This window comes from Pseudomonas sp. AC172 (genome assembly GCF_979258595.1).
Window position 1 is genome coordinate 684,834 of record NZ_OZ409868.1, and the last position, 13,105, is coordinate 697,938.

The window sequence follows — 13,105 nt, forward strand, 5'->3', positions numbered from 1 at the left end:
ACGCCTGAATCGAAGATCAGCGCAGCCTAGGTTGATTCTCCCCATGAGCGCAAGGCGCACGCTCGACCGGGGTTTTGCCGAGCATCTGAATACCGGCGCGGATCAGCCAGCCGGCGAGGATGAACGGCGCGGTCAGAGTGGCGAGGCCGACGGCAGCAAATAGCGGAGTGACCAGCAGCGCCAGCACGATGCCGAGCAGCGGCAGCCATGGTTGTTGGCGTTGCGCGGAGAATGCAAGGGCGGCGAGCACGGCGTTATAGCTGCCGAGACCGAGCAAAGCGGAGCCGCTTTCGTGATGCAGCAGGCTGGAACCGAGGCCAATGGCAGACGCCAGCATTGCCCAGCAAAACGCCCGGCGATCAGCGATCAACAGGCCGATGGCGATCAGCGCGCCGGCCAGTGGATGGCCGAGGAACATCACTTGGCCCAAACCGCGCAGTTCGGCGGCGAGCAGGTTTAGCGTGTTCATCTCGATGTGCGCCATCGGCGTCGACGGTTCGGCGAACAGCAGCAGAACCCAACTCATCGCCACGAATGGCGAGGTGTAGGCCGGTATGGACCGGCTGCGGTACACGTGTTTGAGCCATTGTTGAGTCACCATCGCGCTCAATCCACCAGCGGCGAGAATCAACGGCGGCAGCATGGGCGACCACGGGAAATACAGGCTCAGCAGCAGGCCGAGCAAGATGCCGTTGTAGCTGAACAGCCCGGCTTGGCGATCAGCCTTGGCGTAGTTGCGTCGTTGCGCGGTGAGCAATCCGGCGACGGCACCGAGCAGCGCACCGGCGAACAACACGGGCGCCGTCAGCAGGATCGCCAACAGGCACAGCAGGCCACACAGCGGATGGCGCTGAAGGAATATTTGACTGAAACCGTTGAGCAAAGCCTCGGCCCAGTCGGGGCAGTGGGTGTTGAAATGATTGGCAGGCATGGGCAGTTCTGAAAGTCAGTGAAACCGAGTTGCCTTTTTCGCCAACAGGCTGGCTCCCACATTGAATCTTTGTTCAGTCATTGAGTTTGTGATGCACACAAATCAACTGTGGGAGCGAGCCTGCTCGCGAAGAGGCCGGTACAGGCGCTAAATCAATGTTTCGATACGCAGCGAGTTAGTCGACCCAGGCTGACCAAACGGCACGCCGGCAGTGATCAGCAGCGTGTCACCACGCTCGGCCATACCCTGAGCCTGGGCGATTTCCAGCGCCGTCGAGCAAACCTCATCGACCTGACGCAGGCGATCGTTGACCACCGAGTGAATCCCCCACGCCACGCTCAGACGCCGCGCAGTTTGCAGGTTCGGCGTCAGGTTGAGGATCGGTGCTTTCGGCCGTTCCCGCGCCGCTCGCAAGCTCGACGTTCCCGACTCGCTGTAGTTGACCAATACGGCCACCGGCAGCACGTTGCTGATGCGCCGGATCGCGCAACTGATTGCATCGGAAACGGTTGCCTCGGCTTTCGGCCGGCTGACGTCGAGCTGGGTCTGATAATCCGGGCCGTTCTCCACCTGACGAATGATCTTGCTCATCATCTGCACGGCTTCCAGCGGGTATTCGCCGGAGGCGGTTTCTGCCGACAGCATCACCGCATCGGCACCTTCGGCCACGGCGTTGGCAACGTCGGTCACTTCGGCGCGGGTCGGGGCAGGGGAGAAGCGCATCGACTCGAGCATCTGCGTCGCCACCACCACCGGTTTGCCCAGTTCGCGGCAGGTGGTGATGATGTTTTTCTGAATCTGCGGCACGCTTTCGGCCGGCACTTCGACGCCGAGGTCACCGCGAGCCACCATGATCGCGTCGCTCAGTTCAGCGATTTCACGCAGCTGTTCAACGGCGGAAGGCTTCTCGATTTTCGCCATCAAAAAGGCTTTGTCGCCGATCAGTGCCCGGGCTTCGACGATGTCTTGCGGGCGCTGCACAAACGACAGCGCGACCCAGTCCACGCCCAGTTCCAGACCGAAGCTCAGGTCGCGGCGATCCTTGGCGGTCAGCGGGCTGAGGTCGAGCACCGCCTGCGGTACGTTCACGCCTTTGCGATCCGACAACTCGCCGCCATTGAGCACGGTGGTATCGATCGCATCAGCGTATTTGGTGACCACGCGCAGACGCAGTTTGCCGTCGTCGAGCAACAGATCCATGCCGGCTTCCAGCGCAGCAATGATCTCCGGATGCGGCAGGTTCACTCGGCGCTCATCGCCCGGTGTCGCATCCAGATCCAGACGGAATGCCTGACCACGATGCAGCTGTACTTTGCCGTCAGCGAACTTGCCGACGCGCAGTTTCGGCCCCTGCAAGTCCATCAGAATACCCAGCGGGTAGTTGAGCTGACGCTCGACTTCGCGGATCCACTGATAGCGCTTGGCGTGGTCGGCGTGATCGCCGTGGCTGAAGTTCAGGCGGAAGATATTCACCCCGGCCTCGACCAGTTCACGGATGTCTTCGATGCCATCGACAGCAGGCCCGAGGGTGGCGAGGATTTTGACCTTTTTATCAGGCGTCATGATTTGCAGCTCTCGAGGATCAGAATGGCGCGGAAGTCGTTGACGTTGGTGCGGGTCGGCTCGGTGACGATCAGCGCATCGAGCGCCGCGAAATAGCCGTAGCCGTTGTTGTTATCCAGTTCATCGCTGGCGCTCAGGCCCAGCGCGGCGGCGCGGGCGTAGCTGTCCGGGGTCATGATCGCGCCGGCGTTGTCTTCCGAGCCGTCGATACCGTCGGTGTCACCGGCCAGTGCGTAGACGCCCGGCTGGCCTTTGAGGCTGTCGGTGAGGCTGAGAAGGAATTCGGCGTTGCGTCCGCCACGGCCATTGCCGCGCACGGTCACGGTGGTTTCGCCGCCGGAGAGAATCACGCACGGTGCTGCCAGTGGCTGACCGTGATGGATGATCTGGCGGGCGATGCCGGCGTGGACTTTCGCCACTTCGCGCGACTCACCTTCGAGGTCGCCGAGGATCAGCGTGCTGAAACCGGCCTGACGGCATTTCACCGCAGCGGCATCCAGCGATTGCTGAGGGCGGGCGATCAGCTGGAAGTGACTGCGCGCCAGGCTCGGATCACCGGGTTTGACGGTTTCCGATTCAGGGCTTTGCAGCCAGGTGCGCACGGACGCCGGGATCTCAATGCCGTAGCGCTTGATGATCGCCAAGGCTTCGGCGGACGTGCTTGGGTCGGCCACGGTCGGGCCGGAAGCGATGACCGTGGCGAGGTCGCCCGGTACATCGGAAATCGCGTAGGTGTAAACAGTGGCAGGCCAGCAGGCCTTGCCGAGGCGGCCGCCCTTGATCGCCGAAAGGTGCTTGCGCACACAGTTCATCTCGCCGATGGTCGCGCCGGATTTGAGCAGGGCTTTGTTGATCGACTGCTTGTCGGCGAGGGTGATGCCTTCAGCCGGCAACGCGAGCAGGGCAGAACCGCCACCGGAGAGCAGGAAGATCACGCGGTCGTCTTCAGTCAGGTTGCTGACCAGTTCGAGCACGCGTTTGGCCACGGCCAGACCGGCAGCGTCCGGAACGGGATGTGCGGCTTCGACCACTTCGATTTTTTCGCACGGGGCGCCGTGACCGTAACGGGTCACAACCAGGCCAGTGACTTCACCTTTCCAGCAGCGCTCGACCACTTGCGCCATGGCCGCAGCGGCTTTGCCGGCGCCGATGACGATCACCCGGCCGCTGCGGTCGGCAGGCAGATGGGCTTCGAGGACCTGGTTCGGATGGGCCGCGTCGATGGCTGTGGCAAACAGCTCGCGCAGCAGTTGTTGCGGATCGACCGACATGGCGGGCTCCCGGAATTCTTGTTATTTGAAAGGGCGGTAGAGATCCCTGTGGGAGCGAGCTTGCTCGCGAAAGCGGTGGATCAGTCAATATCCATGTCGACTGATACGCCCTCTTCGCGAGCAAGCTCGCTCCCACAGGTTTAAGCGGTGGGGCAGTGGCTTATTTGTTGTCGCGAATCGAGAAGTTGGCCATGTGTTCCAGACCTTTGATCAGCGCCGAGTGATCCCAGTTGCTGCCACCGATCGCTGCGCAGGTGCTGAACACTTGCTGGGCGTTCGCGGTGTTTGGCAGGTTGATGTTCAGCTCCTTGGCGCCTTGCAGGGCCAGGTTCAGGTCTTTCTGGTGCAGGCTGATGCGGAAGCCTGGATCGAAAGTGCCTTTGATCATGCGCTCGCCGTGCACTTCAAGGATCTTCGAGGACGCGAAACCGCCCATCAGTGCTTCACGCACCTTGGCCGGATCAGCACCGTTTTTCGAAGCGAACAGCAGGGCTTCAGCGACAGCCTGAATGTTCAGCGCAACGATGATCTGGTTGGCGACTTTGGCGGTTTGACCGTCGCCATTGCCACCGACCAGAGTAATGTTCTTGCCCATGGCCTGGAACAGCGGCAGGGCGCGTTCGAAGGCATCGGCGTCGCCACCGATCATAATGCTCAGGGTTGCGGCTTTAGCGCCGACTTCACCGCCGGAAACCGGTGCGTCGAGGTACTGCGCGCCTTTCTCGTTGATCTTCGCAGCGAAGGCTTTGGTGGCGGTCGGTGAGATCGAGCTCATGTCGATAACGATTTTGCCTTTGCTCAGGCCTGCGGCAACGCCGTCGGCGCGGAACAGTACGTCGTCGACCTGTGGGGTATCCGGGACCATGACGATGATGAATTCAGCTTCCTGCGCGACTTCGCGCGGGTTGGCCAGGGCGACGGCGCCAGCGGCCACCAGGTCGGCCGGGGCGGCGTCGTGGTGCGCGGACAGGAACAGGCTGTGACCGGCTTTCTGCAGGTTCGAAGCCATTGGGTGGCCCATGATGCCGGTGCCGATAAATCCGATTTTAGCCATGAGAAAATCCTCTTTTTATTGTCTTGCTCAAGCAAATAGGGGAGCTGCTTTTATGTGGGAGCGAGCCTGCTCGCGAATGCGCTATGCCAGACGCCATTGATGGTGAATGTGCCGGCCTCTTCGCGAGCAGGCTCGCTCCCACAGGGTTTTGCAGTGTTCTTTAGATTGCGTTGTGCGACTTCAGCCAGCCGAGGCCTGCTTCAGTGGTGGTCAGCGGCTTGTATTCGCAACCCACCCAACCCTGATAACCGATGCGGTCGAGGTGTTCGAACAGGAAGCGGTAGTTGATTTCACCGGTGCCGGGTTCGTTGCGGCCCGGGTTGTCCGCGAGCTGCACATGGTTGATCTCGCCCAGGTGCGATTGCAGGGTGCGGGCCAGATCGCCTTCCATGATTTGCATGTGATAGATGTCGTATTGCAGGAACAGATTGGCGCTGCCGACCTGCTCGCGAATCGACAGGGCTTGCGCCGTGTTGTTCAGGTAGAAACCCGGGATGTCACGGGTGTTGATCGCTTCCATCACCAGTTTGATGCCCGCTGCCTGCAGCTTGTCGGCGGCGTATTTCAGGTTGGCGACGAAGGTTTTTTCTACGGTTGCATCATCAACGCCTTGCGGGCGGATACCGGCCAGGCAGTTGATCTGGGTGTTGCCCAGCACTTGCGCGTAAGCGATGGCCAGATCGACACCGGCGCGGAACTCTTCAACCCGATCCGGCAGGCACGCGATACCGCGCTCGCCCTTGGCCCAGTCACCGGCCGGCAGGTTGAACAGCACTTGAGTCAGACCGTTGGCGTCGAGCTTGGCCTTGATTTCGGCAGAGCTGAAGTCGTACGGGAACAGGTACTCGACACCGCTGAAACCAGCCTTGGCGGCGGCGTCGAAACGGGCAAGGAAATCCTGTTCGGTGAACAGCATGGACAGGTTGGCTGCGAAACGCGGCATGGTGGTCTCCCAAAAAACGGATGTGACACGGTTGGTCAGACTGAACGCGATCAGTCCCCTCTCCTGGGGGAGAGGGAAATGTAGCCACCCTCTCCCAAGGGGAGAGGGGGCTAAAAGCAATCAATCAAGCAGCGAAATCGCCGTTGGCGCATCGTTGCCGACCAGCGCCAGGTCTTCGAATTCGTTGACGGCGTTGATCTCGGTACCCATGGAGATGTTGGTCACACGCTCCAGAATGATCTCGACGATCACCGGCACCTTGAACTCTTCGATCATCTGTTCGGCCTTGCGCAGGGCAGGGGCGATTTCCGAGGGTTCGAATACACGCAGCGCCTTACAGCCGAGGCCTTCAGCCACTGCGACGTGGTCAACACCGTAACCGTTGAGTTCCGGCGCGTTCAGGTTATCGAAGGACAGCTGCACGCAGTAGTCCATTTCGAACCCGCGCTGTGCCTGACGGATCAGACCCAGGTACGAGTTGTTCACCACGACGTGGATGTACGGCAGTTTGAACTGAGCGCCGACCGCCAGTTCTTCGATCATGAACTGGAAGTCATAGTCCCCCGACAGGGCCACGACTTTACGGCTCGGATCGGCCTTCACCACGCCCAGCGCTGCCGGAATGGTCCAGCCCAACGGGCCGGCCTGGCCGCAGTTGATCCAGTGACGCGGCTTGTAGACGTGCAGGAACTGCGCGCCGGCAATCTGCGACAGACCAATGGTGCTGACGTAACAGGTGTCCTTGCCGAACACCTGGTTCATTTCTTCGTAAACGCGCTGTGGTTTCACCGGCACGTTATCGAAATGGGTTTTGCGATGCAGGCTGGCTTTGCGCTGCTGGCAATCTTGCAGCCAGGCACTGCGGTTTTTCAGCTTGCCAGCGGCTTGCCATTCACGCGCCACTTCGATGAACACGGTCAGTGCGGCAGCAGCGTCGGACACGATGCCCAGATCCGGCGTGAACACACGACCGATCTGCGTGCCTTCGATGTCGACGTGAATGAACTTGCGGCCTTCGGTGTAAACGTCAACCGAACCGGTGTGACGGTTGGCCCAACGGTTACCGATCCCCAACACCACGTCGGATTTCAGCATCGTCGCGTTGCCGTACCGGTGCGACGTCTGCAGACCCACCATGCCGACCATCAGCGGGTGATCGTCCGGGATGGTGCCCCAGCCCATCAGGGTCGGGATCACCGGGATGCCGGTCAGCTCAGCGAATTCAACCAGCAGATCGCTGGCGTCGGCGTTGATGATACCGCCGCCTGCTACCAACAGCGGACGCTCAGCCTGATCGAGCAGCGCCAGAGCCTTTTCAACCTGAACGCGGGTAGCGGTCGGTTTGGCCAGTGGCAGCGGCTGGTAAGCGTCGATGTCGAATTCGATTTCGGCCATCTGCACGTCGAACGGCAGGTCGATCAGCACCGGACCTGGACGGCCGGAGCGCATTTCAAAGAACGCTTTCTGGAACGCGTAAGGCACTTGGCCCGGTTCCAGAACAGTGGTCGCCCACTTGGTGACTGGCTTGACGATGCTGGTGATGTCGACAGCCTGGAAGTCTTCCTTGTGCATACGGGCGCGGGGTGCTTGCCCTGTGATGCAGAGGATTGGAATCGAGTCGGCCGAGGCGCTGTAGAGCCCGGTGACCATGTCGGTACCGGCAGGGCCGGAAGTACCGATGCACACGCCGATGTTGCCGGCCTTGGTGCGGGTGTAGCCCTCGGCCATGTGCGAGGCGCCTTCCACGTGGCGAGCAAGGACGTGATCGATGCCACCGACTTTCTGCAAGGCGGAGTACAGCGGGTTGATGGCAGCGCCCGGGATGCCAAAAGCGGTATCAACCCCTTCACGGCGCATCACCAGAACGGCGGCTTCGATTGCTCTCATTTTGCTCATGGTTTTGTGCCTCTTTACGTTTTGTAATTGTATACAAGTGGCTTTGCGCAGAGTGTATTCACGGCGGACGGCGCAGGTCAATCCATTTTCTCAAGCGGCTGTTTCATTCGTCGGAAGCCTGTCTGAGTGTGGCTTTTCGTCGCATGTGGCGCTTTTCGAGAATTATTGTATACAAAAAAATAACTCATTGTGTTCTATTTGTTGCATCGGCCTGCGGCAGAAAAGCGCAGGTCCACGACTTTCCCTATAACAAAATGAGGACGGCACCATGAGCGCTTTAACCTTGAAAGTCGCAGTCAACCTGGTCAACGAAGCCATCAATGCAGGGCGCGGCATCAACGCCGCGCCGCTGACCATCGCGGTACTCGATACCGGCGGCCACCTGATCACTCTGCAACGCGAAGACGGCGCCAGCCTGCTGCGCCCGAACATCGCCATCGGCAAAGCCTGGGGTGCCATCGCCCTGGGCAAAGGCTCACGCCTGCTGGCACTCGACGCGCAACAACGTCCGGCCTTTATTGCCGCGCTGAACAGCATGGGCCAGGGCAGCGTCGTGCCGGCACCGGGCGGTGTGTTGATTCGTGATCAGGCGGGGAACGTGCTGGGCGCGATCGGGATTAGCGGCGATCTGTCGGATATTGATGAGCAAGTGGCGATCAAAGCGGTGGAGGCGCTGGATCTGCGGGCGGATGCGGGGGTGGCTGCTTGAATCTGCGTTGATTGAATAACCGCTATCGCGAGCAGGCTCACTCCTACAGGGATTTGTGTTCAGACACAAAATGTTTGAATACCCCAGATCCCCTGTAGGAGTGAGCCTGCTCGCGATTGCTATCTACAAGACACATCCTGCCAACAGTTGACCGCTCCATCTGTCTTTCCCGGTACTAGCCTTGTCATGACCTGATCACAGAGGGCGAAGGAATGCCGGATCTACCTGCTGCACATAAATTGCGAGCCGGGCGCTTTACCGAAGTCAGTCGAATCTATCTGTTAACCAGCACCACTTATCAACGAAAGCCGATTTTCACGAATTTTGCCTTGGGCAAACTGGTCGCTGATCAATTCCGACACGCTCAAGATTCGGGGCTGGTGAGTTCACTAGCCTGGGTAGTCATGCCAGATCATTTCCATTGGCTGATTGAATTGCGACGAGATTCATTGAGTAAGGTGATGCAAAAGACTAAATCGTTGAGCACCAAGGCTGTCAGGCAAGTGACTGGTGGAAATAACGTTCTCTGGCAGAGAGGGTTTCATGACCGCGCGCTGAGGCGGGAAGACGACTTGGTGAAGATGGCGCGTTATGTCGTGGCCAACCCGTTGCGGGCTGGTTTGGTTAAGAAGCTTGGCGACTATCCGCTGTGGGGTGCTATTTGGGTTTGAGCTGAAACCGAGTTGCCTCGATCGCGAGCAGGCTCACTCCTACATTTGGAATGCGTTCGCCTGTAGGAGTGAGCCTGCTCGCGATGGCGTCTCTACGGTGTTTCAGTCCGGCTCACACCCTTTCAACACCAACCGGATAATCGTCTGCGCCGCCGCTTCATAATCCGCTTCGTCCAGTTTGTCCTTGCCGGTCACCGCAGAAATCTGCCAGTCGAAGTCGGCGTAGGTCTGGGTCGCGGCCCAGATGCTGAACATCAGGTGATTAGGGTCGATCGGGGCGATCTGGCCTCGATCGATCCAGGTCTGGATGCAGTCGATGTTGTGCTTGGCCTGGCCATTGAGCTGCTCGACCAGGTCGGCGCTCAGGTGCGGCGCGCCGTGCATGATTTCGCTGGCGAATACTTTCGAGGCGAAGGGCAGATCGCGGGAGATGCGGATCTTCGAGCGGATGTAGCCGCTCAGCACTTCGCTCGGCACACCATCCGGATTGAACGGCGTCGAGGCCTGCAAAATCGGCACGATGATGCTTTCCAATACCTCGCGGTAAAGGTTTTCCTTGGACTTGAAGTAGTAGTAGACGTTGGGCTTGGGCAATCCCGCCTTGGCGGCGATGTCGCTGGTTTTGGTCGCAGCGAAGCCCTTGTCGGCAAACTCCTCACTGGCGGCACGCAGGATCAGTTCTTTGTTGCGCTCGCGGATTGTGCTCATAAACCCGGTGGTTCCTTGCCTGTTCTGGCGGTTGCGCATGGTAGCACCGGCCTCGCGCGCCGCTCAAGAATGCCCCGTGTGGTCTGTGGTCGCGTTATGCTTCGCAACATTCATACATAAAAGGAAACAGGATTCATGGCAGGAAGCAGTTTGCTGGTGCTGGTCGACGATATTGCCACCGTGCTGGACGACGTGGCGTTGATGAGCAAAATGGCCGCCAAGAAGACCGCCGGCGTGCTCGGTGATGATCTGGCGCTCAATGCCCAGCAGGTCTCCGGAGTGCGTGCCGAGCGGGAAATTCCCGTGGTCTGGGCCGTGGCCAAGGGCTCGTTCGTTAACAAACTGATCCTCGTGCCGTCGGCGCTGGCGATCAGTGCGTTCGTACCGTGGCTGGTGACGCCGTTGTTGATGGTCGGTGGTGCGTATCTGTGTTTTGAGGGTTTCGAGAAGCTCGCGCACAAGTTTCTGCACAGCGAAGCTGAAGATGAGGCCGGGCATGCGCAACTGACAGAGGCGGTGGCCGATCCGGCGACGGATCTGGTGGCTTATGAAAAGGACAAGATCAAAGGTGCGATTCGCACTGACTTTATTCTGTCGGCAGAGATTATCGCGATCACCTTGGGCACCGTGGCTACTGCTTCGCTGACTCAGCAAGTGATCGTGATGTCGGGCATTGCCATCGTCATGACGGTTGGCGTTTACGGCTTGGTGGCGGGCATCGTCAAGCTCGACGATCTCGGTTTGTGGCTGACCCAGAAGCCTGGGCAGATCGCGAAGAAAATCGGCAGCGCCATTCTCAGCGCCGCGCCGTACATGATGAAAACGTTGTCGGTGGTCGGTACGGCAGCGATGTTCCTGGTCGGCGGCGGCATTCTCACCCATGGTGTGCCGGTGCTGCATCACTGGATTGAAGGCGTTGGCGCAGCGGCCGGCAGTGTCGGGTTTGCGGTGCCGATGTTGCTAAACGGTGTGGCGGGGATCATTGCCGGTGCGGTGGTGTTGGCGGTGGTTTCTGTCGTCAGCAAAATCTGGAAAGCCGTGAAGGGCTAATCAGCGACACAAAACAAATGTGGGAGCGAGCTTGCTCGCGAAAGCGGAGTCTCAGTCGACTTAAGTATTGACTGGACTACCGCATTCGCGAGCAAGCTCGCTCCCACCGTGTTTTGTGGCAACCGTTTTTATTCGGCGATCTGCAACTTACGCGCTTCGGTATATACGTAACGCACCTTCTCGTACTCGAACGGCGAGTTCATCTGGCCATATCGGAAACTGGTCTGATAACGCTTGTCGACCGCGCGCAAAGCCCAGACTTCCGGATGGTTGGAGCTGACTTCCGAGACGTTGAGGAAGTTGATCGCCGATTCGGTGGTGTAATCCACCGCCAGACCTGCGGTATCGCGGATGTTCGACGGGCCGAAGATTGGCAGTACGAAGTAGGCACCGCCCGGTACACCATAGAAGCCCAGGGTCTGACCGAAGTCTTCGCTCTGGCGTGGCAGGCCCATGGCCGTTGCCGGATCCCATAGGCCGGCGATGCCGATGGTGGTGTTGAGCAGCAGACGCGCGGTGGTTTCCATCGAGCGCTGGCCTTTGAACTGCAACAGGCTGTTGACCAGGTTCGGCACGTCTCCGAGGTTGTTGAAGAAGTTGCTCACCCCGGTGCGCACGAAGCTTGGCGTGATGTAACGGTAGCCATCGACTACCGGCAGGAACACCCATTGGTCGAAGCGGTAGTTGAAGTGGTAAACCCGGCGGTTCCACGATTCCAGCGGATCGTAGACGTTCAGCGCGTTGAGCGTCGAGCGCTCGAATTCGCGTTGGTCCAGCCCCGGGTTGAATTTTAGTTTTGACAGCGGCTCTTTGAAGCCGTCGCTGTCGACGACCACCGGCGCGTTGGCTTTACTGTTGTCGGCCTGGGCCACGCCTGCGCAGAGGAGCGCTGCCATCAGCAGGAGATATTTAGCCACGGAAGAACTCCAGCATGGCGTCGCTGTTGACGCGGTAGTTAATGTTGCCGCAATGGCCGCCCAGTGGATAAACGGTCAGGCGATCACCGAAGGTCTTGCGCAGGAACCCGAGGTCGCCCGGGCCGAGGATCACGTCGTCGGCGTTGTGCATCACGGCGATTTTCGGGCTGTCATGCAGGTAATCCTTGAGCGCATACAGGCTGACCTGATCGATCAGTTGCAGCAGGCTGCCGCCGTCGGTGCGCGCACGCCACATCGGGATCACCTGATCGGTCAGGTAGCAGTCGAAGTCGCACTGCAGCGCACGCTTGAGGAACGGCGTGAGGCTGGTGCCTTCGGTAATCGGGAACTTCGGTGGAGTGATCAGGCCGCGACGGTTGATCAGGTCCGAAGTGAACGCGATGTCGGCCGCCGAGAAGCGGAACGAGGTGCCGATCAGCATCGCCATCTGTTCGTTGGTCAAATGTTGTTTGGACTGCTGGAAGTCATAGAGCAGCGCATCGTTGAGGTCGATGTAGCCTTTCTGCTGGAAGTAGCGGGTCAGCTTGGACAGCACCAGCTCATAGAATGTCGTGCTGTTGTTGATGCCCTTAACTTCGGTTTGTACCAACTTGTCGAGGTTGGTCACCGAGGTGTAGAGGTTGACCGGCGGATTGAGCAGCAGGACTTTCTTGAAGTTGAAGCTGCGGCGCGTCTCGTCCAGATGCGCGACGAACGCGGCATCAAGGGCGCCGAGGCTGTAGCCGGTCAGGTAATACTCGGTGACTGGCAGCTTGGGATTCTGCGCGCGTACGGCCTGCATCACCCGGTACATGTCTTCGGCGTCTTCCTTGGTCACGCCCGGAGTGGCGAAGCGCGAGGCGGCGCTGATGAAGTCGAAACTGGTCGGCGACGACAATTGCACAACGTGGTAGCCGGCCTTGTAGTAGAGCTTTTTCAGATATTCGTTGAGCGTGCTGTCATAGCGTGCGCCGGTGCCGGCGATCAAGAAGATCAGCGGTGCCGGCTTGTCCTGGGTGGCGATGCGGTAGGTGAGCTTTTTCACCGCCCAGAAGTTGTCCGGCAGGATGAACTCTCGCTCCGGGCGCAACGTCAGGCTGCGGTCCGACTGATTGATGTCGTCGTCCAGCGGCAATTCCGGGCGCAAGTCCGGTGGCGTCGTGGCGATAGTCGCCTCGAACGGGTTGGTCAGGGGGTAGCCATAACTGGCGGCGTCGATATCCACCGCCAGTGCGGACGCACTCAGAATAAGGCCGCTGAACAGCGCGGCGAAGCGCAAGGAACGGAGCATGACTAGATCCCTTAGAGGAAGGTGCCGAATGAAGTTCGCAGGCTATGACCACCGGGTTTGCGCCAAAGTGCCATGCTGCGGCACCAAACAGGCAGAATTCG

The 13,105-nt window shown here is 59.7% G+C and carries 12 protein-coding genes; 3 read left to right on the forward strand and 9 right to left on the reverse strand.

Translation table 11 applies throughout. The features are described 5' to 3' along the window. Positions 1-16 precede the first annotated feature (16 nt). From ACZ0A4_RS03235 to gcl, 6 genes are all read right to left on the reverse strand, one after another. Entirely contained in the window at positions 17-931 is a 915-nt protein-coding gene (locus ACZ0A4_RS03235) for an urea transporter (RefSeq protein ID WP_463573046.1), read from the reverse strand. 147 nt (positions 932-1,078) lie between these two features. Next, on the reverse strand, positions 1,079-2,494 hold the full coding sequence (gene pyk / locus ACZ0A4_RS03240; RefSeq protein ID WP_463573048.1) for a pyruvate kinase: 1,416 nt from the start codon (positions 2,492-2,494) through the stop codon (positions 1,079-1,081). Further along, the gene (locus tag ACZ0A4_RS03245) at positions 2,491-3,765 is read right to left on the reverse strand and encodes a glycerate kinase type-2 family protein (RefSeq protein WP_463573049.1); all 1,275 of its coding nucleotides are present in this window, start codon (positions 3,763-3,765) and stop codon (positions 2,491-2,493) included. Before ACZ0A4_RS03245 ends, pyk begins: the two co-directional genes overlap by 4 nt. A 160-nt stretch (positions 3,766-3,925) precedes the next feature. Then, positions 3,926-4,819, reverse strand: coding sequence for a 2-hydroxy-3-oxopropionate reductase (locus tag ACZ0A4_RS03250; protein WP_007919937.1), 894 nt, complete (start codon positions 4,817-4,819; stop codon positions 3,926-3,928). A 160-nt stretch (positions 4,820-4,979) separates the two neighbouring features. After that, on the reverse strand, positions 4,980-5,762 hold the full coding sequence (hyi, locus tag ACZ0A4_RS03255) for a hydroxypyruvate isomerase (protein WP_064390895.1): 783 nt from the start codon (positions 5,760-5,762) through the stop codon (positions 4,980-4,982). A gap of 120 nt (positions 5,763-5,882) precedes the next feature. Beyond that, positions 5,883-7,658 carry a glyoxylate carboligase gene (gene gcl / locus ACZ0A4_RS03260; RefSeq protein ID WP_007919935.1) on the reverse strand — a complete coding sequence of 592 codons (1,776 nt, stop codon included), beginning with the start codon at positions 7,656-7,658 and terminating at the stop codon, positions 5,883-5,885. A gap of 268 nt (positions 7,659-7,926) precedes the next feature. Here gcl and ACZ0A4_RS03265 point away from each other — a divergent pair, with 268 nt between their 5' ends. Both ACZ0A4_RS03265 and ACZ0A4_RS03270 read left to right on the forward strand, forming a co-directional pair. Next, positions 7,927-8,367 (forward strand): heme-binding protein, encoded by a 441-nt coding sequence (locus tag ACZ0A4_RS03265; RefSeq protein ID WP_397483225.1) that lies wholly within the window; start codon positions 7,927-7,929, stop codon positions 8,365-8,367. A gap of 212 nt (positions 8,368-8,579) precedes the next feature. After that, entirely contained in the window at positions 8,580-9,038 is a 459-nt protein-coding gene (locus ACZ0A4_RS03270; RefSeq protein WP_463573050.1) for an REP-associated tyrosine transposase, read from the forward strand. Positions 9,039-9,140: 102 nt separating this feature from the next. Here ACZ0A4_RS03270 and ACZ0A4_RS03275 read toward each other — a convergent pair whose 3' ends face one another. After that, positions 9,141-9,746: a TetR/AcrR family transcriptional regulator gene (locus tag ACZ0A4_RS03275; protein ID WP_007959290.1), complete on the reverse strand. Its 606-nt coding sequence runs from the start codon at positions 9,744-9,746 to the stop codon at positions 9,141-9,143. 135 nt (positions 9,747-9,881) lie between these two features. Between ACZ0A4_RS03275 and ACZ0A4_RS03280 the strand changes: the two genes are divergently transcribed. After that, positions 9,882-10,796, forward strand: coding sequence for a DUF808 domain-containing protein (locus ACZ0A4_RS03280; RefSeq protein WP_463573051.1), 915 nt, complete (start codon positions 9,882-9,884; stop codon positions 10,794-10,796). A gap of 128 nt (positions 10,797-10,924) precedes the next feature. Here the strand turns inward: ACZ0A4_RS03280 and ACZ0A4_RS03285 are convergent, their stop codons facing one another. Further along, a complete protein-coding gene (locus ACZ0A4_RS03285; protein ID WP_463573053.1) occupies positions 10,925-11,713 on the reverse strand; it encodes an MlaA family lipoprotein in 789 nt (262 codons plus the stop codon). Beyond that, entirely contained in the window at positions 11,706-13,004 is a 1,299-nt protein-coding gene (locus ACZ0A4_RS03290; RefSeq protein WP_116032398.1) for a serine/threonine protein kinase, read from the reverse strand. Before ACZ0A4_RS03290 ends, ACZ0A4_RS03285 begins: the two co-directional genes overlap by 8 nt. Positions 13,005-13,105 lie beyond the last annotated feature (101 nt).